The sequence below is a fragment of the Streptococcus sp. ALY_208 genome, from assembly GCF_058314295.1.
Window position 1 is genome coordinate 447,428 of record NZ_JBZFUI010000001.1, and the last position, 24,566, is coordinate 471,993.

A 24,566-nucleotide genomic window follows, 5' to 3' on the forward strand; every position below is an offset into this window, starting at 1 on the left:
TTTTTAGGTTGAGCGTGTTACAATGACACTAGTATTAAAAAGAAGGAATTGAGTTATGGAGCCAGTCAATTTGTTGTTCACTGTCGATGATGCCTATGTCGAGCAGCTTAAAGTAACGCTCTATTCTGTTAAGCAAAATCTATCTGCTGCTGAGGTGCATGTTTATCTTCTGCAAAAAACACTCCTAACGAAGAACGACCAGCTAGCTCGTTTTTGTCAAACGTTAGATTATCATTACCATCCTATTATTGTAGGGGATCAACCTTTCAAGGATGCCCCGACGACAGATCGCTATCCTGATACTATTTATTATCGTCTTCTGGCGCACGAGTTTTTACCGAAAGATATGAACAAGATTCTCTATCTGGATGCAGATATCCTCTGTCTCAATGATTTTAGAGAGTTTTACCAGCAAGATCTGGGGCAAGATCTCTATGCCGCAGCCAGTCATAATGCTGACAGTAAAATTATGGATATGATCAATCAGCTGCGCCTTCAGAATTATGAGATGGAGTCCTCTTATTTCAATACAGGTGTTCTCCTTATGAATCTTCCTATGATTCATCAAACTGTAGAGCGTCAGGATATTTTAGAGTATATCGAAAAAAATCGGACCAAGCTGATTTTGCCTGATCAGGATGTCTTAAATGGCCTCTATGCAGACAGAGTACAAGCTGTGCCTGATGAGATTTACAATTACGATGCCAGATACAGTCGTTTGTACCAAGCACGCAGCGGCGGCGATTGGGATATTGACTGGGTTATTGAAAATACAGTCTTTTTGCACTTTGCTGGTCGAGACAAGCCTTGGAAACCTAATTATACTACCCGCTATGCAGCTCTTTATAAATATATGGCTAAAAAAGCGCATGAGGTTTAAAGTAGAGCCGCTTAAAATCGACTCGAGTGTTGAAATAGGAGCCAAAAACTGATTCGCTGAGTTAAGCTAATCAGTTGATTTTTGCGACCAAACTTATGCTATAATACCCTTATTCCTCTATAGAAAGGACCATCATGCCCTACAAATACCTTCTTTTCGATCTTGATCATACTTTGTTAGATTTTGATGCGGCGGAAAGTCTTGCCTTGCGCCAGCTTTTGTTTGAGGCGCAAGTGTCGGATATTGCAGCTTATATGGACTACTATGTCCCCATGAATCGTGGACTTTGGGACGATTTGAGTCTGGGCAAGATCAGCAAGCAAGAATTGATCGATACACGTTTTGCAAGGTTGTTTGCCCACTTTGGTCAAGATGTGGATGGTCAGTACTATGCCCAGCGTTATCAGCATTTTCTCAGTCAGCAGGGGCAGGTTTTAGAGGGAGCTAAGGAACTTTTGGAAAGCCTTGAGGCGCGTGGCTATCGTCTTTTTGCTGCGACCAATGGGGTGACCTTTATCCAAAAGAGCCGTTTAGATTGCTCTGGAATCAGAGATTATTTCGAGCAGGTGTTTATCTCGGATGATCTGGGTTATCAAAAGCCTAAGAAGGAATACTATGATAGCATTGCGCATCGGATTGATGGCTTTGATAAGCAGCAAGCACTGATGATTGGTGATGGACTTCTCAGTGATATTCAAGGCGGCAACAATGCTGGGATTGATACGGTTTGGTACAATCCTGATGGTAAGGAGAATACCAGTCAGTCTCAGCCGACCTACACTGTAGCGAACTATGATGAACTTTTGACGATAATACTGGCTAAATAAACCTCCGATTCTACTATGAACCGGAGGTTTTTATTATTATTATTCTTTTTTGATACGTTGTAACATAATGAGCACCATGGCGACTGTCCAAAAGATGCCAACTAGGACTGCTCTGATAATAGTCTGAAGCCTAAAGAGTACTGTGAGGAATTGCTCATGAAAGTCCAGAGCATCCATCAGCCCTGTTAATAGCCAAAAGAGGATTGTGAAAATTATCCCGGAGAATATCGTATTTCGGATAGTTTTCTTTCTTTCTGGTTTAATTTCGTCTGATTCAACATAATGAGCGGTTAGATTGGTACGCTTTGACGCAATGATGATGTATAAGCATATTCCCAAAAATACAATAATGTTTAAGGACATTAGGCCCCAGATAGCTAGGGTAACATTTATATAAGATACGAGCAGTGCTATTAATGTTGAAGTAATCAAATAATAAAAAGTAAATACAAAGGCATTGTTGCCGATGCGATTGATTTCTTGAAGAATGTATTCATCCATTTCTCTAATGCCGTAAAATCGCTTCAAAACGTTTGTCCAAAATTTACTCTTTTTCATAGTTTTATCCTTTCTTTAGTCGTGGCGATTATTCCAAAATAAGGTATTAAGATCAGTATCCAGAGTTTCTGCGATCTTAATACAGAGATCAAGCGATGGATTATATTTGTTATTTTCGATTAGGTTAATGGTCTGTCGAGCGACCCCAATGGTTTTAGCTAGTGCTAGCTGAGACAGGCCTTTATCCAGGCGAAACGTTTTGACATGATTTATCATAAATGCTCCAAAGTAAGAAAATAGTAGTGTCGATGGCAACTATCGATAGATTGTCACATATAACTGACAGATATAGTGTATCATATATATGACACTTGTCAACTATAGATGACATATTTTTTAAATTATCTACTCATTTGGACAAATGAGTAGATAGGATTAGGTTTACAACCCTCATATGTTACCATTCGGAACTGTTTTGGTCATATCTAGTTCTCGTTTTGAGACTTTTATTTTATTGCAAAAATAAAATTATGTAAACAACATATGGAATGAACAGCTGCTTGTGCAGAATCTTGAGTCGTTCATAGCTGACATTTGTCATATAGGGTCATGACATCGTGTGCTAATTGTAAAAGATCTTTTGACCTATACTAACAATAGAAAGAGAGGCAGCAAAAATGAAAAAGAAAGGAAAAACAACAGTTAAACTATCGTGGTTCCTATATCCTGTTATAGCAAGTATTTGTGCGGCTATTAGTATGTTTACAAATTGGTTTGATCATTATTCGTTTGATCGTTTCTTTGAAATTCAAGGAACTGTCATGGGTCTAGGGATTAGTCTAGCTGTTGCTTGGAGTGTATGGCGATATATCTTAAAAGAAATCTTCGGATCAAATAAAAAGTAGGAGGTGTTATGATGACAGAGTGTATTCTACAAGTTGACCATCTTGGAAAAGTTATTAAGGGTCATAGAATTTTAGAGGATATCACATTTTCAGTTTCTAAAGGTGACTGTGTTGCCTTAATTGGCCCTAATGGTGCTGGGAAGACGACCTTGATGCGCTGTCTGCTAGGAGACCTCAGGCTGTCATCTGGATCTATTTTGGTGGAGGGATTGGAGGCTCGTCATGCTGACCTCAAAGCTAGGATGGCTGTGCTTCCACAAAGGAATCAAGTTCCTGAACAATTGAAAGTTATAGAACTGATCCGTTTTTTTCAAAAAATAGCAAAGAAGCCTTTAACAGATCCTGCTATTGACCAGCTTTTAGGCTTCTCAGTTTCTCAAAAAGAGCAGTTGGCAGAAAAATTATCAGGTGGGCAGAAGCGATTATTATCGTTTATACTCTGCTTGATTGGTCAACCTGATCTAATATTTTTAGACGAACCAACTGCCGGCATGGATACATCGACTCGCAGAAGATTTTGGGAAATTATTGATCAGTTAAAAGCTGATGGTCGGACGATTATATACTCTAGTCATTATATTGAGGAAGTGGAGCATACAGCGGATCGGATTTTAGTATTGCATCAAGGAAGGTTGCTTCGTGATACGACACCTTTTACCATGCGTAATGATGACCAAGAAAAAGAGGTGATTTTGCCGGCTCGATTTGCTCCTCTTGTATGGCAGTTGGAAGATATCTATCGAGTGGAACAAAAAATGGATAGCTTAAGGTTTGCAACAAAACATCTAGACCAAGTGTGGCAGGTCTTACAAGAAGCTGGCTGTACTATAGAGGATATTGAGATTCATCGTAAAACCTTGTTAGATACTTTATTTGAACAGACTAAGGAGGAAGCCAATGAGAGCCTTATTAAAAATTGAAGGAATAAAAATGTGGAGGTCCTGGCCGGTCTTTATCTTGGCTATTGGGATGCCGGTTGGTTTTTTTCTCTTTTATTCTGGAATGACCATGTACAAAGATCCCGTCCAGCAAGATGCTTTTATCCAGTCTTACATGTTAACGATGACCGGATTTTCCATGTCCAGTTTTGGCTTTTTTACCTTTCCTTCAATGCTATCAGAAGATCAAACGGGTCATTGGCTGACCTATATCGAACATTCCAGACTCCCGATTTGGCAGTACTACGTTTCAAAGGTAGCTAGGGTTGCGCTTAATTTTCTCTGTGCTATCTTAGTGACCTTTTTAATAGGAGCCTGGGTCAGGGGAGTGACTATGCCAATAGAACGCTGGATTGGTTCAGCTGTTATGTTACTAATTGCGGGACTGTTATTTTTAGCCTTTGGTCTCTTGATTGCACAAATAAAATCAGAGCAAATCAGGTCTATTGTTGGTAATATCACTTTTCTCAGTCTGGCTATTCTGGGTGGCTCTTGGATGCCTATTACCCTATTTCCAGATTGGATGCAGATACTATCGAAGTGGACACCTATCTATCATGTTAATCAGTTTGTCGTGAGCTTTGCTCGAGATGGGAGTATCGATTGGCAGGCGTTTGTTGCTATATCAGCCTATGCTATAATAGCTGCTGGAGCAGCTATTGCTCTTAAACGAAGAACAGAGGTAGCTTAATGTTTCGTCCCTTTCAACGAACCGATTTTCTATATTATATCGGACTTATCTTTACTATTTTTCCTTTTGCAGGGCCTATTTTGTTTGGCTATCCTGTTTGGACATTACTATTGTCTAGTTTATTCGTTTTTGCCTATCTAATGCTTGTCCATCTAAAGGATCAGTATAAGAAAAGCATAGCTGTCCTGTGGTTTTATCATCTTGCTTACATCATAGGAATGACTTGCTTTATCGAAGGCGGAATGATGTGGTTCTTCTTTTTTACGGCTAATCTTCTGGTTTGGCGTTTTAATGCTGCTGTTAAGTCTTACTATTTTATTAGTTTCTTAGCGGCCCTTGTAGGAACTGGATTTATTGGTGCTATAACGACTGATGTCGCAGGAAATCGCATTATGCTAGCCATTATTCCAACTTTTATCGGCAGTGTCTACTACCTTGAAGCAAAGAGTCGCAAGGAATCTGAGCTAGAAGCAGCATTGTATCAGCAGCATAAGACCATTAATCTTTTAGCGGCCGAAAATGAGCGAAACCGAATTGGGCGTGACCTCCATGATACGTTAGGCCATACCTTTGCTATGATAACTTTGAAAACAGAGTTAGCTCTAAAACAATTGGATAAGGCTAATTTATTAGCAGTGCGCAAGGAACTAGAAGACTTGCACAATATCAGTCAGGCATCTATGAAGGAAGTTCGTGAATTGGTTAATAACCTCAAATTTCGAACTGTTGCAGAAGAATTGTCAGCAATTCAAGATATGTTTGAGGGTTCTGAAGTGACCCTGCAGGTGATCAATGAATTGGATACCGATCAATTCTCCCCTGTCTTACAATCCAGTATGACGATGATTTTACGGGAGCTGACCACCAATGTTATTAAACATGCTCAGGCTCATCATTGTCAGATCCGTATCTTTCGTAAAAAAGGAATCTGTATTGAAGTAACAGATGACGGTCAAGGATTTGGAGTGTTGGACGATCAGGACTTGCACTCTATTCAGGAGCGCTTACAGTTAGTAGATGGCCAAGTCGCCATCATTTCCCCTAGACAGCCTACCAGGGTTAGTGTGACATTACAGGAAGTGTGGAAAAAGGAACAATGAATTTACTAGTAGCAGAAGATCAAGCCATGTTAAGAGATGCTATGTGTCAGCTCCTTCTCATGGAAGAGGATGTAGACGAAGTCTTTCAAGCAGGTAATGGCCGTGAGGCGATCGTACAGATTGAGGAGCAGGAAATTGATGTTGCTATTTTGGATATCGAGATGTCTGAACTAAGTGGGCTAGAGGTTTTGGAGTGGATTCGTGCTAACCGAGAGATGAAGGTTGTGGTTGTGACGACTTTCAAGAGGCTTGGCTATTTCCAGCGAGCAGTTAAGGCAGGTGTAGACGCCTATGTCCTTAAAGATCGCTCTACAACAGAGCTTATGGCAACGATTCGTAAGGTCTTATCGGGGGGAAGGGAGTATTCTTCAGAGTTGATGGAAGATATAGTGAATCAGGAAAATCCTTTAAGCCCGCGTGAGCAGGATATCTTGCGACTAGTCGCCCAAGGGCTTTCTAATAAATTGATTGCTGAGCAGTTATTTCTATCCCATGGGACAGTACGTAACTATCTGGTCAGTATTTTTACGAAATTAGAGGCTAATAATCGTACAGAAGCTGTCCGCATAGCTCAAGAGCGGAGTTGGTTATAATTTTAATCATAACAATAATTATGTAAAATAACTATTTAAGCGATCGGTTGTTTAGCTTGAAGAAAACGTATTGTTTGCCACTATCCTTAGGTGCTGTTGGACGCTAGCAACCTCCTTCGGAGTTTCATAGCTTAATTTTGAGCCTTAGGTCTCAAAATTCCCGAGTGTCAGAACCGTTTATATCATAGCGTTTCTAACACTTTTAGCACGGCGGAGGTGGCTGGATTATGCTCACCTTGCTCGCAAAATAGGAAATGTATTGAAAACTTGCAGAACTTCTTGTCTCATTTTATTGGGAAAATAAGGTTGTCTACAGTCTGAACAACTGTTTAAGCGATCAGTTGTTTTTATGCTGTACCAGTATATAGAGAGTCAGTTTTCTTTAATTTCTCTGGGCGGTCTTGTCTCTTTATATTTGTTATAATAGTCTTATGAACGAGCTGATAAAACATAAGTTAGAGTTACTGCCAGCTAATCCTGGTTGTTATATTCATAAGGACAAAAATGGCAAGATTATTTATGTCGGTAAGGCAAAAAATTTAAAGAATCGGGTACGGTCTTATTTCCACGGGAGCCATGATACAAAGACAGAGATGCTGGTCTCAGAAATTGCCGATTTTGAGTATATAGTGACAGGGTCTAATACTGAGGCGCTGCTCTTAGAAATTAACCTTATCCAAGAAAATATGCCCAAGTACAATATCCGTCTCAAAGATGATAAATCCTATCCTTATATCAAGATTACCAATGAGCTCTATCCACGACTCATGATTACGAGACAGGTACGAAAGAACGACGGGATTTATTTTGGCCCTTATCCCGACTCAGGAGCAGCGACCGAGATTAAGCGTCTGCTGGATCGTATTTTCCCTTTTAAAAAGTGTACCAATCCTGCTAATAAGGTTTGCTTTTATTATCATTTAGGACAGTGCAATGCCCATACCGTCTGTCAAACAGATCAAGCGTATTGGGATACCCTCAAAGAAGATGTTAAAAACTTTCTCAATGGTAAAGATAATAAGATCATTGACCAGATTAAGGAGAAAATGCTCAAGGCCTCGGAACTCATGGAGTTTGAGCGGGCAGCTGAGTATCGTGATCTACTTGAAGCTATTAGCAAACTTCGGACCAAACAACGTATCATGAATCAAGATATGATGGATCGTGATATTTTTGGCTATTATGCTGATAAGGGTTGGATGTGTGTGCAGGTCTTCTTTGTCCGTCAAGGCAAGCTCATTCAGCGGGATGTCAATATGTTTCCCTACTACAATGAGCCTGAAGAGGATTTTCTCACCTATGTCGGTCAATTCTATCGTGAGAGCAAGCACTTTCTACCTAAAGAAGTTTTTATTCCGCAGGATATTGATGCTGAGCTTGTCAAGGCAGTTGTAGGTACTAAAGTCATTAAACCTCAGCGTGGCGAGAAGAAGCAGTTGGTCAATCTAGCGACCAAGAATGCCAGGGTCAGCCTTCAGCAAAAATTTGACCTGCTGGAAAAGGATATCAAAAAAACAAAAGGGGCTATTGAAAATATTGGCGAGTTGCTTAATATTCCGACTCCGCACCGTATTGAGTCTTTTGATAACTCCAATATTCAAGGGACCAGTCCAGTAGCTGCCATGGTTGTCTTTGTTGATGGGAAACCCAGTAAGAAAGACTATCGTAAGTTTAAAATCAAGACGGTTGTTGGTCCAGATGACTACGCCAGCATGCGTGAGGTCATTTATCGTCGCTACAGTCGGGTCATGCGAGATGGTTTGACTCCACCTGATTTAATCGTGATCGATGGTGGACAAGGTCAGGTCAATATTGCCAAAGAGGTCATCCAAGACCGTCTAGGCTTAGACATTCCTATTGCAGGTCTTCAAAAAAATGATAAGCACCAAACCCATGAACTGCTCTTTGGTGATCCTTTGGAAGTCATTGATCTGCCAAGAAATTCTGAGGAGTTCTTTCTCTTACAGCGTATTCAGGACGAAGTCCATAGGTTCGCGATTACCTTCCACCGTCAAGTTCGTAGCAAGAACAGTTTCAGCTCCAAATTGGACGGCATTTCTGGCCTTGGACCTAAACGCAAGCAGATCCTGCTCAAGCATTATAAAAGCCTGACTAAGATCCAAGAAGCGGATGTGGATGATATCGTCAACTGTGGCATACCGAGAAAGGTCGCAGAGGCAGTGAAGGAAGCACTGACACAAGAAGAAGTTGTAGATAAGACGTAGAAAAAGATAAACTCAAGTGTGTTACAGCTTTTTTATCTGAAGCAAGGATAATTAGGAGTGAAAATTAGTAAAAGGCAGGCGATAAGATCGTTTGCCTTTTATAGTCGTAGCGGAAAATTGCTTGACCTTTTCATTTATGATACTCTAAATCTACTTTAACACTTAGAAAGGGATTCTTATGGTAAAAGAATACGATTATATTGTCCTTGGAGGTGGTTCTGGGGGGATTGCTTCGGCTAACCGAGCTGCTATACATGGTGCCAAAGTGCTCTTGATTGAGGCAGCGGAGACTGGCGGGACCTGTGTCAACCGTGGTTGTGTCCCTAAAAAGGTCATGTGGTACGGGGCTCAGGTTGCTGAAGCTATTCATAAGTATGCTGGTGAATACGGTTTTACCGTGGGAGAGACAACTTTTGATTTTACAACCCTGAAAAATAACCGTGAAGCCTACATTGACCGTATCCACGGTTCTTATGAACGAGGATTTGCAGCAAATGGTGTAGAGGTACTGAATGCTTATGCCACCTTCCTTGATGACCACACCCTAGAAGCTAACGGTGAAACCTATACAGCACCCCATATTCTCATTGCGACAGGTGGGCACGCCCTCATTCCTGATATTCCAGGAGCTGAGTATGGTATCACTTCCGATGGCTTCTTTGAGTTAGATGAGGTTCCTAAGCGCGTGGCTATTGTCGGAGCGGGTTATATCGGTGTTGAGATTGCTGGTGTTCTGCATACGCTTGGTAGTGACGCTCACCTCTTTGTTCGTAAGGATCGTCCCCTTCGCAACTGGGACAATTACCTAACGGATGCCCTCATGGAAGAAATGGAAAAAGACGGTCCAACCCTGCATAAACATTGTGTACCCAAAGCAGTGGTCAAGAATGCTGATGGTTCCCTAACGCTCAGCTTTGAAAATGGTGAGGAACATACCACTGATGTCCTTATCTGGGCTATTGGGCGTGTCGCTAATACCAAGGGCTACGGACTGGAAAACACCGGAGTGGCTCTTAACGAGCGTGGCTTTATCCAAGCTGATGAATACGAAAACACCAATGTTTCAGGTGTTTACGCCATCGGTGATGTCAATGGTAAGATCGAGCTAACCCCAGTTGCCATCAAGGCAGGACGTCAGCTGTCAGAGCGCCTCTTCAACGGTCAAACAACAGCTAAGATGGATTATACCAATGTCCCAACCGTAGTCTTTAGCCACCCGGCCATGGGAATGGTCGGTCTTACTGAAGAGCAAGCCATCAAGCAGTATGGTGAAGATCGTATTAAGACTTACAGCTCTTCCTTTACGTCCATGTACACAGCTATGGCTGATCATCGTCAAGTATCTCGCATGAAGTTAGTAGTCATGGGAGATGATGAAAAAGTTGTCGGTCTCCACGGTATCGGTTATGGTGTCGATGAAATGATTCAAGGCTTCGCAGTTGCGATCAAGATGGGAGCTACTAAAGCTGATCTCGACAGCACTGTTGCTATTCACCCAACCGGAGCGGAAGAATTCGTGACCATGAGATAAGCAGAGCAGGTCATTGCTAGATAAGAGCAACAAAGAGTCTGAGACAAAGTTCAGGCTCTTTTGCATTATTCTAAATTTACCACGATTTATTGATTTTTGTCCCTCTCTCTTTCATGATATCAACTGATAGGGATGACTAGAAAAAGCCTCTCAAGGATTTGCCCTGAGAGGTTACTAGTCTTTTAATCATTCATTACTCTGCTGTATGCAATTATTCTTGAGCTGCAGGAGCTTCCGGCGTTTGCGTATTGGCACCGCCATCATCAGTTGTGCCAGCATCGTTGCCATTTTGACTATCAGCAGTATCAGTATTAGATTCAGATGTTTGGGTGTCTCCTCCTTGATCTGTTTCTTTCGCTGTTGATTGGTTGGTTTGACCTTGATTAGTAGAGGCATCTGTCTGACTTTGTGATTGGTCTGTATCCTTTTCTTCACGGATAATAGTGGTTGTAGAGGTTTTAGAAGAATCGGTATCTTTGTTGTCAGATTTGTGAGTATAGTTGTAAAGTGTGATTGAAGATACAATAATGGCTAAGATGGTACCAATAGTCGTCAAGGTAATACGCAGAGCTGAAAATCCTTTTTTAGTAGTGTGGACGATTTTCTTGGTCGCCTTGGCTTTTGGAACTTTCTTCTTTGGATTGTTTTTTTGAGAACGTGAATATTCAGACATGTCTTTCCTCATCTCTTATAGATTGTTTACTTCTAGTTTACCAAAAAATAACCGCTTTGGCTGAAAAAAACTCCTTCACTTTACTTAGCTTGAAGTGATTATGTTTTTATGAATTTCCAATTAATTGGGCTAGATAGGCTTTTGTGCTATAATGAAGCTAATTGATTTTTTGAGGATATATTATGATTTATTTTGATAACTCAGCAACGACCCAGCCCTATTCTGAAGCCTTACATACCTACCAAGAAGTAGCGACAAAGATGTTTGGCAATCCCTCTAGTTTGCACAATCTAGGGGATAAGTCGACCCGTATCTTAGAGGCCTCTCGTCAGCAGATTGCAGCCCTACTTGGAGTCTCTTCAGAAGAGATTTTCTTTACCTCTGGTGGGACTGAGGGTGATAATTGGGCCATAAAAGGAACTGCTTTTGAAAAAGCGGCTTATGGAAAACATATCATCGTGTCAGATGTTGAGCATCCGGCTGTCAAGGAGACGGCGCAATGGTTAGCTCATCAGGGATTTGATGTCGATTTTGCACCGGTTGACGAACGAGGATTTGTCAAGGTAGATAGCTTGGCGCAACTCTTGCGCTCGGATACGATCTTAGTGTCTATTATGGCTGTCAATAATGAAATCGGTGCTATTCAACCCATTCAAGCTATTTCAGATCTTTTGGCAGACAAGCCGACTATTACCTTCCATGTCGATGCGGTTCAGGCTATCGGCAAGATTCCAACGGCTAGATATTTAACGGATCGTGTAGATTTGGCCTCGTTTTCAGGTCATAAATTTCATGCTGTGCGAGGGGTTGGTTTCCTCTATAAGAAGGCAGGCAAGCGTATAAGTCCTTTACTAACTGGAGGCGGTCAAGAGAGTGACATGCGCTCAACGACTGAAAATGTTGCAGGAATTGCTAGTATGGCTAAAGCGCTTCGTCTTGTTATGGACAAGGAAGGACTGGCTCTTCCTAGGATTTCGAAAATGAAGGAAACTCTTTACAAGGCTTTGAGTCAGTATCAGGATATCCATATTTTCTCAGAGCCAACTGATGACTTTGCTCCTAACATCCTAACGCTTGGTATCAAAGGAGTTCGTGGTGAAGTCATTGTCCACGCTTTTGAAGAACATGAGATTTATATTTCAACTACCAGTGCCTGCTCCTCAAAAGCAGGAAAACCAGCCGGAACACTGATTGCCATGGGTGTCCCAACAAAAATCGCTCAGACAGCTGTCCGAATCAGCCTGGATGATGACAATGATATGAGTCAAGTAGAGCAGTTTCTAACGATTTTTAAGCAAGTGTATGACAGAACACAAAAAGTAAGAGCATAAATACTTTTAATCGGGATAGTCAGCAGCTAAAAATGAGAGTGTGATTGCATTTTGGGTAATCCTTTGACTTTTTAGGCTTATTCTGATTAATAGTTTTTAGTAATGATGAATAGAACAAGAGTAAAAGGAAAAAGATACAACATGTTACAGTATTCAGAAATTATGATTCGCTATGGTGAATTGTCAACTAAGGGAAAAAACCGTATGCGCTTTATCAACAAGCTCAAGCGGACGATTCAAGATGTTTTATCTGTGTATCCAGATGTTAAGGTGAGTGCCGATCGGGATCGTGGCCATGTTTTTCTTAATGGGACAGATTATCACACGGTGGCGGAGAGTCTCAAGCTCATCTTTGGGATTCAAGCTTTTTCCCCTGTTTATAAGGTTGAGAAAGATCTGGATATCCTCAAAAAAGCTGTTCAAGAGATTATGACAGATCTTTATCAAGATGGTATGACCTTCAAAATCACTGCTAAGCGTAGTGACCACGACTTTGAGTTAGATAGTCGTGAGCTCAATCAATATCTTGGTAACTCTGTCTTTGATGTTTTGCCAGCTATCACAGCCCAGATGAAAAAGCCTGATGTCAACTTGAAAGTTGAGGTCAGACAGGAAGCTATCTATATCTCACATGAAGAGGTGAAAGGAGCAGGTGGGCTGCCTGTAGGTACAGCAGGCAAAGGTATGCTCATGCTCTCAGGTGGGATTGACTCTCCGGTCGCTGGTTATCTTGCTCTTAAGCGAGGCGTCGATATTGAGACTGTCCACTTTGCCAGCCCTCCTTATACTAGTCCTGGTGCGCTCAAAAAAGCCCATGATTTGACTCGTAAATTGACGAGATTTGGTGGCAATATTCAATTTATCGAAGTTCCTTTTACTGAAATTCAGGAAGAAATCAAGGCTAAAGCGCCTGAAGCATACTTGATGACTTTGACACGCCGGTTTATGATGCGTATTACTGATCGTATCCGTGAAGAACGTCATGGTTTAGTGATTATTAATGGGGAAAGTCTGGGACAAGTAGCGAGTCAAACTCTGGAGTCGATGACGGCTATCAATGCGGTAACAAATACCCCTGTTATCCGTCCAGTTGTGACTATGGATAAGCTTGAAATCATTGATATTGCTCAAAAGATAGATACTTTTGACATCTCTATCCAACCCTTTGAAGACTGTTGTACTATCTTCGCTCCTGATCGCCCTAAGACTAATCCAAAGATCAAAAATGTTGAACAATATGAAGCACGACTCGATGTTGAAGGCCTTATTGATCGTGCTGTTCAAGGCATTATGGTTTCTGAAATCACACCGGAAGGTCAAAATGACGCTGTAGATGATATGATTAAGGGCTTATTGTAGGAGATTATAAATGTGCAATATCTGGGAGTTTTAATGGCTGTTATGATATTCGCGTATTTATTCTAATGGAAAGACCTATTCAGTATTTGTTTCGGACGCCGATTCTAGTCAAGTTGCCAAAGTAAGAAACACTGGTAAAGATCAACTGGTCATCGTTGGACTCAACAAATCAGGCAAACCTGTTCACATTTTATTCACAGAAAGAAAAGCAACAAATGAATCTATCAAGCAAATTGACTATCTTGCCAGAGAGCGAATGGAATCTTTCGATAAGAGATAAGGTTCAGGAGCTTTATTTTTCTGCTTTTCCAGCGGAAGAGCGTTTAGACTGGCAGTGGTTGCTTGAGAAATCCGAATCTGGTCAGGCGGATTTTATGGCTTATTACGATGGTGGGGAGTTTGTTGGTTTCACCTATAGCCTTCAGTCTGATGAGGTTTACTACCTCCTGTTTTTAGCTGTTTCTCCCCCTAAGCGTTCACAAGGCTATGGCAGCTCTATTCTTGAAATTGTGGCAGAGAAAGCTGATAATCGTCCTATTTACCTAGTTATTGAGCCTCTGGGAGAAGAAGCACCAAATCTTGATCAGCGAGCAAGCCGATTCGCATTTTATCAAGCCAATGGTTACCGGATGACGAACTATCTCTATTATGAGAATAGTGAGATTTATCAAGTTTTGGTAAATCGTGATACGTTCCAAATAGGGGCGTTTGCTGAAATGATAGAAGTGATAGAGGGAGCAGGCGTTACTGTCGGATTGAAAAAATTTTAAGACTGAGTTAAAAAGCTTGATACTTTAAATTAATTGTGATAACTTATTACAAGAAGGTTACTGAAAAGTAACTTAATATTTTTAACATATAGGGAGAAGAATATGTCGAATAAGAAGTATTCAAGAGTTACCTTGCTAAGTAGCTTGGTACTCGTTATGGCATCCGGAGCTGCTTTGGCAGATCGTGCTTATGCAGATGAGGCGTCATCTGCTGCACCTGCTAGCGCTGAGGTGGCACCTGCTGCTGATCAAGCAACTGCGACACCAGAATCATCAGCAGTTGCTCCTACAGTAACTGAAGTTGATAAAAAGGTTGAGGGTAATACAACGACAACAACATCCGAAGTGACTTCACAAGAGTTAGAGGATGCTAAGCAAGCAGCACAAGGTGCTGGTGTAGCCTTGGAAGAGACTGAGCTTCAAGTACAACCATCTGTAGAAGCAGCTGATGCGGATAATAAAGAACAAGCTCAAAAAATTCAACAAACGATTGAGGAATACAATAAGGCTAAAGCAGCTCACGATGAAGCTCTAGCTAAGTTGCCTCAAGAGCAAGAAAAGTACAAGGCAGATCTTGCCGCTTATCAAGAGCAGCTAAAAGAGTATGAAGCTAAAAAGGCTGCCTATGACGAGTATAAGAAATTAGTGGATCAAGGTATTGGTGCTGGTCGTGTTGAGACAGCTCAAGGATTGATCTTTACTAATGAACCAGAAGCGACCTTTACTATCGAAGGGGTCAATAGCTATCTTAAAAAAGATGTCAGAGCAGCACACAGTACAGATGATATTCTCGCTCAGTATAACACCGATAAATATACAGATGCTGACTTTTCTGCTGAGAATGGCTATGCCCCAAATGAAGATACTTGGTTCAAGATGAATGTCGGAGATACGGTTACCGTAACTTACGAAAACATCAAAAACTCAACCTATAACGATAAGAAAATTGCTAAGGTTGTTTCCACTTATAAACTTGATAGTACAACAAATAACGATAATAACGCCTTAGTTCAGCTCTACCATGATCCGACTAAGACGATCTTTATCGGAGCACAAACTTCACGTGAAGGACGTCAGGATGAAATTTCCATCACGATGCAGATTACCTTCTACGATGAAAACGGCAATCCAATCGATCTCTCTGACAACCGCTCGATCATGAGCTTGTCATCGTTGAACCATTGGACAACTGACTTTGGTGACCACGTTGAAAAAGTGAGCCTAGGAAATAATGAATTTATCCAAATTCCTGGCTCATCTGTCAAATTGCATGGGGATTCTATCTATTCTGATAAGGATAACCAGTACAAGTCTAATGGTGCAACTTTCAATGGTGATGGCGATACTGGTTGGGATGCTATCAATGCAGATGGTACCCCACGTTCTGGTACTGCCTACTATGGTGCAGGGGCAATGACCTATAAGGGTGAGCCTTTCACCTTCACTGTGGGTGGAAATGATCAGTACTTGCCGACAACGATCTGGTTCGCTGTTAACTCGGTAGTTGCAGTTCCTCAACCACCAGGAGAAGCACCAGTTCCTCCAACAGAGCCAGGCGTTCCTGATCTTGAGGTTCCTACAGCTCAATGGCACAAGAACCGTGTAGTAGTTATCACTGCTATGCCAACACCTCCAGTGCTTAAAGAAAAACCACCGTTGGATATCACGGCCACACCAAAAACACCAGCTCCAAAGAATAATAAGCCGGTTGCTTCTGTCAATGTGACCCCTGAGCAGGGCGATCCAGTAGCAGAGCAAGAGCTTCCACAAACTGGTGATCAGGCTATGTCTACAGCTGTTTCAAGCTTTGGTCTTGTGTCTATCGTTATGGGTATCCTGACCTTCTTTGGATTCAAATCAAAGTCTAAAAACAATGATTAATCTATCAGTAACAAGGAAGTAGCGACTTAGTTGTTATACCTTGTTCTGATTTGTAGCATCAACTATAAAGCGATAAATTGGGACTAGGTCTTGGTTTGTCGTTTTTTTATGGGATAAAGGTTTCGATGTCACACGAATAGAAGGATAATTCTTTACTGAGAATCTGTTTAAACTTTTATCTTGTCATAATGAATTGAGAATGCTAAAATACTATTGTTGACTAGTATGCACATCCTGTGCAACCGCACGACTATCGTTTTAAGCAGTTTTGTACTCACGATACAAGGCGAGTCTTCACATGAAGGAGATTTCCTTCACAATCAAATCTTATAGGAGGTGCATGATGAGCACATACGCAATCATCAAAACAGGTGGTAAGCAAGTTAAAGTTGAAGTTGGTCAAGCTATCTATGTTGAAAAACTTGACGTTGAAGCAGGAGCAGAAGTGACATTTGATCACGTTGTTCTTGTTGGTGGAGAAACAACTAAAGTTGGTACTCCAGTTGTGGAAGGTGCTACTGTTGTTGGGACTGTTGAGAAGCAAGGTAAGCAAAAGAAAGTTGTTACCTTCAAATACAAGCCTAAAAAAGGTAGCCACCGTAAACAAGGTCACCGTCAACCTTACACTAAAGTTGTTATCAACGCTATCAATGCTTAATTTTGCATAATGATTGAAGCTACATTTATACGAGACGCTTCCGGTTGGTCAGAAATGTTAGTGACTGGCCACGCTGGCAGTGGTGAGTATGGCTTTGATGTGATTTGTGCTTCCATTTCTATGCTGACCCTCAACTTTATTAATTCTGTAGAGGTGATGACTGGATTGGAGCCAATTGTGGAATTAAGAGATGGTGGTGGTTATCTCAGAACTTCTAAACCTTCTGGGATGACTTCTAAACAAAATCAGGTTTGGCAAAACTTATTTCAATCTGTAGTGATTGGATTTGAGAATCTTGCTGAAAATTCTAGTGAGTATGTTGCCCAGCCTATTATTCAATAATGTTTACAACGAAAGGAAAATACTATGCTTAAACTTAATCTTTCTAACTTGCAATACTTCGCCCACAAAAAAGGTGGAGGTTCTACATCAAACGGACGTGACTCAGAAAGCAAACGCCTCGGTGCTAAAGCAGCTGATGGTCAAACTGTAACTGGTGGATCAATTCTCTACCGTCAACGTGGAACTCATATCTATCCAGGTGCCAATGTTGGTCGTGGTGGAGATGATACGCTTTTTGCTAAGGTTGAAGGCGTTGTTCGTTTTGAGCGTAAAGGGCGCGATAAGAGACAAGTATCTGTTTACCCAATCGCTAAATAAGCTCATACATAACCAAAACTCAAACGGTCTGATAGCGTAGACCGTTTGAGTTTTTTTATTTCTAGCTATAAATTCTAGGTGCTTATTATACATGGCACTACATTTAAAGTGAAAATATCAAAAAAATTAGTAAAGTATTAAAAACAAGAGAAGATAAGGGCTTAGAACTCTGGTTATACGTGTGATATTGAAGAATTAGCTGTAGATATATGACAAAATATTTGTAATATATTAGATATAATGTTAAAATTAAACGGAGCTTAAAGATTATTATATTTTTGAGCAATAACTTTTTTCAAATTGGGAGGACTCCATTCATGGAGAGGAAAGAACGTTTTAAAATGCATAAGGTCAAGAAAAGATGGGTAACCATCTCGGTTGCGTCTGCGACAATGTTGGCTTCAGCTATTGGAGCATCTGCAGCGAGCGCTGATACAAATGTAGCGCCTGTAGATGATGCTAGCCAACCTATTGTTGCTGGAGAGCAGACACAGTCGGATCAAGAGCAAGAGCAAGTAGCTCCTTCTTCTGATGTCGCTGCGACTGCAACGTCAGAAGGTAATGAAGCTGGACAAGAAGCAGTACAAGCTGATGAAGTACAAGCGCCTGTAGCTCAAAAAGCAGCTGTATCTAATGATGTCCAAAGGGTTGCTACAGCAGATGTACAAGCTGATGAAGAGACTTCTGTTACAACACAGACAGCTGATCAATCGTTAGCTTCTGTTCCAAATGTTAAAGAAATCGATGGTAAATACTACTATATCGATCAAGATGGTGAAGCTAAGAAAAACTTCGCTTTCAGTCATGAAGGAAAAGTCTATTACTTCGATGCGACAGGTGCTTTGAAGAATACATCGGCTCGTGCTAATGCTAATCAAGCATCTTCAGCTACTAGTGCTGAGACAACTACCTTTGTTTCCAACAATCGTGCTTATGACACATCAGCTGATAGTTTTGAAGCTATCGATGGTTATTTGACAGCTGATTCTTGGTACCGTCCAAAATACATCTTAAAAGATGGTCAAAAGTGGACAGAGTCAACATCAGAGGATTTTCGTCCTTTGTTGATGGCTTGGTGGCCAGACACAGAAACTAAGCGCAATTATGTTAATTACATGAATAATGTGCTTGGTATCGATAAAGAATTTTCAAACGATGCATCTGTTAGTGATTTGCAAGCAGCATCTGAGGTAATTCAAGCACGTATTGAGCAGCGTATTACTTCAGAGCAAAATGTAGCTTGGTTGCGTGAGGCCATCTCAGCTTTTGTCAAGACCCAGTCTCAATGGAATGGTGAAAGTGAAAAACCATATGATAGTCACCTTCAAAATGGTGCTTTACGCTTTGATAATGACGCACCGTTGACACCAGATACTGAGTCTGATTACCGCTTGCTCAATCGTACACCGAGTGCTCAAACAGGTGTTTTAGATTCACGTTATACTTACAACCCTGATGATCCATTGGGTGGTTATGAATATCTCTTAGCTAACGATGTTGATAATTCCAATCCAGTCGTTCAGGCAGAAAGCTTGAACTGGCTACACTATTTGATGAATTTTGGAAGCATCTATGCTAATGACCCAGAAGCTAACTTTGACTCTATCCGTGTTGATGCGGTGGATAATGTCGATGCTGACTTGCTTCAAATTTCAAGTGATTACTTGAAAGCAGCATACAAAATTAATGAAAATAATAAAAATGCCAACGACCATGTCTCTATTGTAGAAGCATGGAGCAATAACGACACTCCATATCTGCACGATGAAGGCGACAATTTGATGAATATGGACAACAAATTCCGCTTGTCTATGCTTTGGTCTTTGGCTAAACCAACTGCTATTCGTTCAGGGCTTAATCCTTTGATTCACAACAGTGTGGTTGACCGTGAGGTTGATGACCGTGAAGTAGAAGAGGTTCCAAGCTATAGCTTTGCACGTGCTCATGACAGTGAAGTTCAGGATCTGATCCGTGATATCATCAAGGCAGAAATCAATCCTAACTCCTTTGGTTATTCCTTTACTCAAGAAGAAATCGATCAAGCCTTTAAAATTTATAACGAAGACTTGAAGAAAACAGATAAGAAGTACACACACTACAATGTGCCACTATCTTATACGCTTCTGTTGACTAATAAAGGTTCTATTCCACGTGTTTATTACGGGGATATGTTTACAGATGATGGTCATTATATGGCTAATAAGACTGTAAACTACGATGCGATTGAATCACTTCTTAAAGCTCGTATTAAGTATGTGTCTGGTGGACAGCGCATGCAAAACTATAATATCGGTAATGGTGAGATCCTTACTTCTGTTCGTTATGGTAAGGGTGCGCTTAAAGAGAGCGATAAGGGTGATGCAACAACACGTACATCAGGTGTAGGTGTTGTTATGGGTAATCAACCTGGATTTGATTTACAAGGAAATGTTGTAGCGCTTAACATGGGTGCTGCTCATGCCAACCAAGAATATCGTGCTATGTTGGTTTCTACTGAAACGGGTGTAGCTATCTACAATTCTGATGCTGAGGCGCAAGGAGCTGGACTAGTCAAGCGTACTGATGAAAATGGTTACCTTTACTTCTTGAATGATGATCTCAAGGGAGTAGCTAACCCACAAATTTCTGGTTTCCTTCAAGTCTGGGTACCTGTAGGAGCTTCTGATGATCAGGATATCCGTGTAGCAGCCTCAGATGCAGCAAGTACTGATGGACGTTCATTGCATCAAGATGCAGCTTTAGATTCTCGTGTGATGTATGAAGGCTTCTCAAACTTCCAAGCCTTTGCAAGAACTGAAGATGAATATACGAATGTAGTCATCGCTAAAAATGTGGATACCTTCAAATCATGGGGAATCACTGACTTTGAGATGGCACCTCAATACTTGTCATCAACTGACGGTCAGTTCCTTGACTCTGTTATTCAGAATGGTTATGCCTTTACAGACCGTTATGACTTGGGTATTTCTAAGCCAAATAAATATGGTACAGCTGATCAGTTAGTAGCAGCTATTAAAGCTCTTCATAAAGCTGGTATGAAAGTTATGGCTGACTGGGTTCCAGACCAAATGTACACTTTCCCAGAAAAAGAAGTCGTAACGGTAACACGTACAGATAAATTTGGTGTCCCTACTGCAGGTAGTGATATCAAGGGAACGCTTTATGTTACAGACACTAAAGGTAGCGGAAATGACTATCAAGCTAAGTATGGTGGGGAATTCCTTGATGAGCTGCAAGCCAAGTATCCAGAAATTTTCGAGCGTCTCCAAATTTCTACAGGTCAACCGATTGATCCATCAGAGAAAATCAAAGTATGGTCTGCTAAGTACTTCAACGGTTCTAATATTCTTGGACGTGGTTCTGACTATGTTCTAAATGATCAAGTATCTAATCAATATTTCACTGTCAATAAAGAAAATGTATTCTTACCAAGTGCACTTCTTGGAGAAGTGGTTGAAAGTGGTATTCAGTTTGATGGTACTGGATATATCTACAAGTCAAGTACTACTGGAGCTCAAGTGAAGAAGGCCTTTATCAATGAGGGTGGTAATCTCTATTACTTCGGAGAAAATGGTTACATGGTAACTGGTATGCAGTCTATCGATGGTGCTAACTATTATTTCCTTGATAATGGTGTTGCTCTACGTAACAGTATCTATAAAGATGCAGATGGTAAATCTTATTACTTTGCTAATGACGGTAAACGTTATGAAAATGGCTACTTCCAATTTGGTAACGATTGGCGTTATTTCCGCAATGGTGTGATGTCTGTAGGGGTAGATGCTGTTGATGGCAATCTTCAATACTTTGATAAAGATGGTATCCAAACTAAGGGTGAATTTGTTACAGTTAATGGTGATGTTTACTACTTTGACCTTCATAGTGGTAATGCTGTACAAAATGCCTTTATGCAAGACAATGCTGGACACTGGTATTACCTAGGTCGAGATGGTAAGGCTGTTACTGGTCTCCAAAAGATTAACGGTCAAAATCTTTACTTTGAATCTAATGGTCAACAAGTCAAAGGTGAGTTTGCAACTTCTCAAGATGGTAAGCTTCGCTATTTCGACGCTGATTCAGGTGAAATGTGGACCAACCGTTTTGTATCTGATGCAGCTGGACACTGGTTCTACCTTGGAGCTGATGGAACAGCTGTAACAGGTGCTCAAACGATTAATGGCCAAAAACTTTACTTCGGCTCTAATGGTCAGCAAGTTAAAGGTGGTTTCCGTCATGATAATGGCCAAGTTCGCTATTACGATGCCGATTCAGGTGAAATGTGGACCAATCGTTTTGTTCAAGATAATGAAGGACACTGGTTCTACCTTGGTGAAGATGGTGTTGCTGTAACAGGTGCTCGTGTGATTAATGGTCAACGTCTCTACTTTACAGCTAATGGTCAGCAAGTTAAGGGTAATCTTGTACGTGGAGCAGATCGTCGTTTACGTTACTATGATGCTGATTCAGGAGATCAAGTCTTTAATAGAACTGTTAAAGTTGGTGATCGTTACTACGTCATTGGAGAAGATGGGATTGCCCGTGATCGTTTCTTCTTTGGTCGTTAATAAGTGTTATCAATAGAGAGTGTCTATTATAATTGCAAAAGTCGTTTGGGAATAACTCCCAAACGACTTTTGTCATATCGTGGATCGTAAAACCAGACAGGCTTAGCCCGTCTGGTTTTAAATATATATTGATGATTAGTAGCTAATGCGTTTACCTAAACCATCAGCTCCGATTTCAAATGTACCTGTACGAGCTTTAACAGTTCTGTTTTTTACAGCTTCTCCAGAGTTATAATCATAGAAGCGGTAGAGTTGCTCACCGTTTGCATCTTTTCCAGCTTCAATGGCTTCTCCCTTGACTTGGAAGTGATCGGAATTAAAGTAGTAGAGCTTACCATTTAGCTCGAAGTTACCATAGGCAGCCTTACCATCTTCTTTGAGGTAGATCCAAGCTTTATCACCGACAGCACCTGAAGGATAGCCGCGTGTATAGTGATGTGGTACTAAGACGAAGCGATTGGTTATCATTTCTCCAGAATCTGGATCGAAGTAGTAAAGGCTATCTCCAATTTGAGCAGTATGTCCTTTGACTTGCTTACCATCTTGGTTGAAGTATAGTGTTTGACCATTGATGTTTTGCCAACCAGTTGCTAGATGACCTTCTGCATCAACGTAGTACCAAGTGTTCACACCGTTTTCTCTATGGAAAGTATTACGCTTAAGGTTAGCGTCTAGGATTTCACCAGTATCATAATCAGTGCGGATAGCTTTACCAGTACTGTCTGTACCAATACCTTTCAGCTGTTGACCATTTTGTTCTGAGAAGTAGTATTGCTTACCATCAATCGTTTGGTAGCCTGTTACAATCTTGCCATCATTGCCATAGTAATAACTGTATCTTGTATCAGGAACAGTATACCAATGGCTACCTGTGCTAGAGCTAGTTGATTGAGTATTTTCTTCAACAGTCGCAGTAGATGCTGGTGTCGTTTGTGTCACAGCCTTGGCTGCAGTCTCAACAGTAGAAGAAGTTTCCTTATCAGTTTGAACAGGCTGCCAGCTTTGTTGCGCTTGATTAGCTTCTTGTGTTTGAGTAGCAGCTGTAGATTCTGAAGTTGCAGCAGGAGCTACTGATGCTGGTTGTTGTACAGTAGCTTGTGATTCTAAACCACTTCCTGGTTTTGCAATGATAGCACCAGAATCAGCAGGAGTACTCTGAGCTTTTTGCTCATCAGCTTTAGCTGGATTGCTGGACGCAAGTAGGGATACTGACAGCGCTGTCAGTGTTCCAGCTATCGTTACCCAGTGCTTTTTGGATTTGTGTAGTTTATAAGTTGTCTTTCCTTGCATTCTTATTACCTCCCTATGCAATTGTCGTAAGACCTGTTCATTGTAACATAATATGTTAAGAAATGTTTATGGTCTCTGAAATGATTAGATATTGTAATCTTAACGAAATATTAAATAATAAACAGCAATGAAGATAACGTTGATAGAAATAGTGGCTTAAAAGACTAGTGCTGTTTTGGGATTTTGAGACCCTCTTCAAAGAAGGGAAGAGTTGAGATGTTCTAATAGATCAATTTTTGCTATAATAAAGCCAATGATATTATGAAGGGATGACTAATGAATATCCAACAATTACGTTATGTAGTTTCTATTGCCAATAGCGGGACATTCCGTGAGGCTGCTTCCAAACTTTTTGTCAGTCAGCCAAGCTTGTCTGTTGCTGTAAAAGATTTGGAAACAGAGTTGGGATTTCAGATTTTTACACGTACGACTACAGGTGCTGTTTTGACCAGTCAGGGTATGGTTTTTTATGAGAAAGCTTTGGATGTGGTTAAAAGTTTTGATAGTTTTGAAAAACAATACACCAATCCTGATATGGGGGCCCCTCAATTTTCGATAGCCAGTCAGCACTATGATTTTTTGCCTCCTTTAATGACTGCCTTCTCGCAAAAATATCCTGAGTATAGAGAGTTGAGGATTTTTGAGTCGACGACTGTACAAATTTTAGATGAGGTCAGTCAGGGACATAGTGAGATTGGGATTATTTATATGAATCGGCGAAATAGCAAAGGTATTCAGCAAAAACTGGATAAGTTGGGGTTGGAGCTCGTTGAGTTGATTCCCTTTAAAACACATATCTATCTGCGTAAGGACCATCCTCTCACTAAAAAGTCTGTTTTAACTGTAGATGATCTAAGCAATTTACCGACTGTACGTTTTACTCAAGAAAAAGATGAATATCCCTACTATTCTGAGAACTTTATAGATACGTCTGATAGTTCCTTGTTATTTAATGTGACGGATCGTGCCACTTTAAATGGTATTTTAGAACGTACAGATGCTTATGCGACTGGATCAGGTTTTTTAGATAGTAGAAGTGTGAATGGCATAGCTGTCATTCCTATGGAAGATGATCTGGACAATAAGATGGTCTATGTCAAACGTGTAGACACAGCCTTGTCAGCGTATGCACTTCAATTTATAAAAGAGATGCGTATTTACTTTGATACTTATAGACCATAGGGGGATTAC

At 40.8% G+C, this 24,566-nt stretch carries 22 protein-coding genes and 1 other annotated feature; of the genes, 18 read left to right on the top strand and 4 right to left on the bottom strand.

Going from position 1 to position 24,566, the window contains the following annotated elements; all coding sequences use genetic code 11:
• The first annotated feature begins 55 nt into the window (after positions 1-55).
• Entirely contained in the window at positions 56-880 is an 825-nt protein-coding gene (locus AC4HAI_RS02210) for a glycosyltransferase family 8 protein (protein ID WP_491110242.1), read from the top strand.
• 134 nt (positions 881-1,014) lie between these two features.
• Complete coding sequence (gene pynA, locus AC4HAI_RS02215; RefSeq protein WP_491110244.1) at positions 1,015-1,707, top strand: pyrimidine 5'-nucleotidase PynA; 693 nt, start codon at positions 1,015-1,017, stop codon at positions 1,705-1,707.
• A gap of 39 nt (positions 1,708-1,746) precedes the next feature.
• Here the strand turns inward: pynA and AC4HAI_RS02220 are convergent, their stop codons facing one another.
• The gene (locus AC4HAI_RS02220) at positions 1,747-2,265 is read right to left on the bottom strand and encodes a DUF6773 family protein (RefSeq protein WP_491110245.1); all 519 of its coding nucleotides are present in this window, start codon (positions 2,263-2,265) and stop codon (positions 1,747-1,749) included.
• 15 nt (positions 2,266-2,280) lie between these two features.
• Positions 2,281-2,481, bottom strand: a complete 201-nt coding sequence (locus tag AC4HAI_RS02225) for a helix-turn-helix transcriptional regulator (RefSeq protein WP_491078443.1) — start codon at positions 2,479-2,481, stop codon at positions 2,281-2,283.
• A gap of 401 nt (positions 2,482-2,882) precedes the next feature.
• On the opposite strand from AC4HAI_RS02225, the gene AC4HAI_RS02230 reads away from it, so the two are divergent.
• The 7 genes from AC4HAI_RS02230 (at position 2,883) to gorA (ending at position 10,188) form a co-directional block, all read left to right on the top strand.
• Entirely contained in the window at positions 2,883-3,110 is a 228-nt protein-coding gene (locus AC4HAI_RS02230) for a hypothetical protein (RefSeq protein WP_491110246.1), read from the top strand.
• A gap of 11 nt (positions 3,111-3,121) precedes the next feature.
• Positions 3,122-4,030: an ABC transporter ATP-binding protein gene (locus tag AC4HAI_RS02235; RefSeq protein WP_491110248.1), complete on the top strand. Its 909-nt coding sequence runs from the start codon at positions 3,122-3,124 to the stop codon at positions 4,028-4,030.
• Positions 4,008-4,739 carry an ABC transporter permease gene (locus tag AC4HAI_RS02240; RefSeq protein WP_491110249.1) on the top strand — a complete coding sequence of 244 codons (732 nt, stop codon included), beginning with the start codon at positions 4,008-4,010 and terminating at the stop codon, positions 4,737-4,739. Before AC4HAI_RS02235 ends, AC4HAI_RS02240 begins: the two co-directional genes overlap by 23 nt.
• Positions 4,739-5,839 carry a sensor histidine kinase gene (locus AC4HAI_RS02245; protein ID WP_491110250.1) on the top strand — a complete coding sequence of 367 codons (1,101 nt, stop codon included), beginning with the start codon at positions 4,739-4,741 and terminating at the stop codon, positions 5,837-5,839. Before AC4HAI_RS02240 ends, AC4HAI_RS02245 begins: the two co-directional genes overlap by 1 nt.
• On the top strand, positions 5,836-6,432 hold the full coding sequence (locus AC4HAI_RS02250) for a response regulator transcription factor (protein ID WP_491110252.1): 597 nt from the start codon (positions 5,836-5,838) through the stop codon (positions 6,430-6,432). The genes AC4HAI_RS02245 and AC4HAI_RS02250 overlap by 4 nt, the downstream gene beginning before the upstream one ends.
• Positions 6,433-6,863: 431 nt before the next feature.
• Positions 6,864-8,657: an excinuclease ABC subunit UvrC gene (gene uvrC / locus AC4HAI_RS02255; protein ID WP_491110253.1), complete on the top strand. Its 1,794-nt coding sequence runs from the start codon at positions 6,864-6,866 to the stop codon at positions 8,655-8,657.
• 178 nt (positions 8,658-8,835) lie between these two features.
• Positions 8,836-10,188 (top strand): glutathione-disulfide reductase, encoded by a 1,353-nt coding sequence (gene gorA / locus AC4HAI_RS02260; RefSeq protein WP_491078453.1) that lies wholly within the window; start codon positions 8,836-8,838, stop codon positions 10,186-10,188.
• Between the two features lie 211 nt (positions 10,189-10,399).
• Here gorA and AC4HAI_RS02265 read toward each other — a convergent pair whose 3' ends face one another.
• Positions 10,400-10,861, bottom strand: coding sequence for a DUF6556 family protein (locus tag AC4HAI_RS02265; protein ID WP_491078454.1), 462 nt, complete (start codon positions 10,859-10,861; stop codon positions 10,400-10,402).
• 182 nt (positions 10,862-11,043) lie between these two features.
• Between AC4HAI_RS02265 and AC4HAI_RS02270 the strand changes: the two genes are divergently transcribed.
• The 8 genes from AC4HAI_RS02270 to AC4HAI_RS02305 all read left to right on the top strand — a co-directional run bounded on the left by AC4HAI_RS02270 (position 11,044) and on the right by AC4HAI_RS02305 (position 22,085).
• Positions 11,044-12,192: a cysteine desulfurase family protein gene (locus tag AC4HAI_RS02270; protein WP_491078455.1), complete on the top strand. Its 1,149-nt coding sequence runs from the start codon at positions 11,044-11,046 to the stop codon at positions 12,190-12,192.
• A gap of 141 nt (positions 12,193-12,333) precedes the next feature.
• Positions 12,334-13,551 (top strand): tRNA uracil 4-sulfurtransferase ThiI, encoded by a 1,218-nt coding sequence (thiI, locus tag AC4HAI_RS02275; RefSeq protein ID WP_491110254.1) that lies wholly within the window; start codon positions 12,334-12,336, stop codon positions 13,549-13,551.
• Between the two features lie 215 nt (positions 13,552-13,766).
• Positions 13,767-14,321 (top strand): GNAT family N-acetyltransferase, encoded by a 555-nt coding sequence (locus AC4HAI_RS02280; protein WP_491110256.1) that lies wholly within the window; start codon positions 13,767-13,769, stop codon positions 14,319-14,321.
• Between the two features lie 102 nt (positions 14,322-14,423).
• Entirely contained in the window at positions 14,424-16,202 is a 1,779-nt protein-coding gene (locus tag AC4HAI_RS02285) for a GbpC/Spa domain-containing protein (RefSeq protein WP_491110257.1), read from the top strand.
• Positions 16,203-16,432: 230 nt separating this feature from the next.
• Positions 16,433-16,506: a sequence feature (ribosomal protein L21 leader region), on the top strand.
• Between the two features lie 39 nt (positions 16,507-16,545).
• Positions 16,546-16,860, top strand: a complete 315-nt coding sequence (rplU, locus tag AC4HAI_RS02290; RefSeq protein ID WP_491078486.1) for a 50S ribosomal protein L21 — start codon at positions 16,546-16,548, stop codon at positions 16,858-16,860.
• A gap of 9 nt (positions 16,861-16,869) precedes the next feature.
• A complete protein-coding gene (locus AC4HAI_RS02295; protein WP_491110259.1) occupies positions 16,870-17,202 on the top strand; it encodes a ribosomal-processing cysteine protease Prp in 333 nt (110 codons plus the stop codon).
• 24 nt (positions 17,203-17,226) lie between these two features.
• Complete coding sequence (rpmA, locus tag AC4HAI_RS02300) at positions 17,227-17,520, top strand: 50S ribosomal protein L27 (protein ID WP_447452327.1); 294 nt, start codon at positions 17,227-17,229, stop codon at positions 17,518-17,520.
• Positions 17,521-17,837: 317 nt separating this feature from the next.
• The gene (locus tag AC4HAI_RS02305) at positions 17,838-22,085 is read left to right on the top strand and encodes a glycoside hydrolase family 70 protein (RefSeq protein ID WP_491110260.1); all 4,248 of its coding nucleotides are present in this window, start codon (positions 17,838-17,840) and stop codon (positions 22,083-22,085) included.
• Between the two features lie 135 nt (positions 22,086-22,220).
• On the opposite strand, the gene AC4HAI_RS02310 is transcribed toward AC4HAI_RS02305, so the two are convergent.
• On the bottom strand, positions 22,221-23,375 hold the full coding sequence (locus tag AC4HAI_RS02310) for a KxYKxGKxW signal peptide domain-containing protein (protein ID WP_491078461.1): 1,155 nt from the start codon (positions 23,373-23,375) through the stop codon (positions 22,221-22,223).
• Positions 23,376-23,651: 276 nt separating this feature from the next.
• Between AC4HAI_RS02310 and AC4HAI_RS02315 the strand changes: the two genes are divergently transcribed.
• Positions 23,652-24,557 carry a LysR family transcriptional regulator gene (locus AC4HAI_RS02315; RefSeq protein ID WP_491110261.1) on the top strand — a complete coding sequence of 302 codons (906 nt, stop codon included), beginning with the start codon at positions 23,652-23,654 and terminating at the stop codon, positions 24,555-24,557.
• The last annotated feature ends 9 nt before the right edge of the window (positions 24,558-24,566 follow it).

Coding starts and splice junctions, on each gene's coding strand:
- gorA (WP_491078453.1), top strand. CDS start 8,836: ATGGTAAAAGAATACGATTATATTGTCCTTGGAGGTGGTTCTGGGGGG.
- AC4HAI_RS02305 (WP_491110260.1), top strand. CDS start 17,838: ATGGAGAGGAAAGAACGTTTTAAAATGCATAAGGTCAAGAAAAGATGG.
- AC4HAI_RS02240 (WP_491110249.1), top strand. CDS start 4,008: ATGAGAGCCTTATTAAAAATTGAAGGAATAAAAATGTGGAGGTCCTGG.
- AC4HAI_RS02210 (WP_491110242.1), top strand. CDS start 56: ATGGAGCCAGTCAATTTGTTGTTCACTGTCGATGATGCCTATGTCGAG.
- thiI (WP_491110254.1), top strand. CDS start 12,334: ATGTTACAGTATTCAGAAATTATGATTCGCTATGGTGAATTGTCAACT.
- AC4HAI_RS02265 (WP_491078454.1), bottom strand. CDS start 10,861: ATGTCTGAATATTCACGTTCTCAAAAAAACAATCCAAAGAAGAAAGTT.
- AC4HAI_RS02270 (WP_491078455.1), top strand. CDS start 11,044: ATGATTTATTTTGATAACTCAGCAACGACCCAGCCCTATTCTGAAGCC.
- AC4HAI_RS02285 (WP_491110257.1), top strand. CDS start 14,424: ATGTCGAATAAGAAGTATTCAAGAGTTACCTTGCTAAGTAGCTTGGTA.
- AC4HAI_RS02230 (WP_491110246.1), top strand. CDS start 2,883: ATGAAAAAGAAAGGAAAAACAACAGTTAAACTATCGTGGTTCCTATAT.
- AC4HAI_RS02280 (WP_491110256.1), top strand. CDS start 13,767: ATGAATCTATCAAGCAAATTGACTATCTTGCCAGAGAGCGAATGGAAT.
- uvrC (WP_491110253.1), top strand. CDS start 6,864: ATGAACGAGCTGATAAAACATAAGTTAGAGTTACTGCCAGCTAATCCT.
- AC4HAI_RS02235 (WP_491110248.1), top strand. CDS start 3,122: ATGACAGAGTGTATTCTACAAGTTGACCATCTTGGAAAAGTTATTAAG.
- rpmA (WP_447452327.1), top strand. CDS start 17,227: ATGCTTAAACTTAATCTTTCTAACTTGCAATACTTCGCCCACAAAAAA.
- AC4HAI_RS02310 (WP_491078461.1), bottom strand. CDS start 23,375: ATGCAAGGAAAGACAACTTATAAACTACACAAATCCAAAAAGCACTGG.
- AC4HAI_RS02295 (WP_491110259.1), top strand. CDS start 16,870: ATGATTGAAGCTACATTTATACGAGACGCTTCCGGTTGGTCAGAAATG.
- AC4HAI_RS02225 (WP_491078443.1), bottom strand. CDS start 2,481: ATGATAAATCATGTCAAAACGTTTCGCCTGGATAAAGGCCTGTCTCAG.
- rplU (WP_491078486.1), top strand. CDS start 16,546: ATGAGCACATACGCAATCATCAAAACAGGTGGTAAGCAAGTTAAAGTT.
- AC4HAI_RS02245 (WP_491110250.1), top strand. CDS start 4,739: ATGTTTCGTCCCTTTCAACGAACCGATTTTCTATATTATATCGGACTT.
- AC4HAI_RS02220 (WP_491110245.1), bottom strand. CDS start 2,265: ATGAAAAAGAGTAAATTTTGGACAAACGTTTTGAAGCGATTTTACGGC.
- AC4HAI_RS02250 (WP_491110252.1), top strand. CDS start 5,836: ATGAATTTACTAGTAGCAGAAGATCAAGCCATGTTAAGAGATGCTATG.
- AC4HAI_RS02315 (WP_491110261.1), top strand. CDS start 23,652: ATGAATATCCAACAATTACGTTATGTAGTTTCTATTGCCAATAGCGGG.
- pynA (WP_491110244.1), top strand. CDS start 1,015: ATGCCCTACAAATACCTTCTTTTCGATCTTGATCATACTTTGTTAGAT.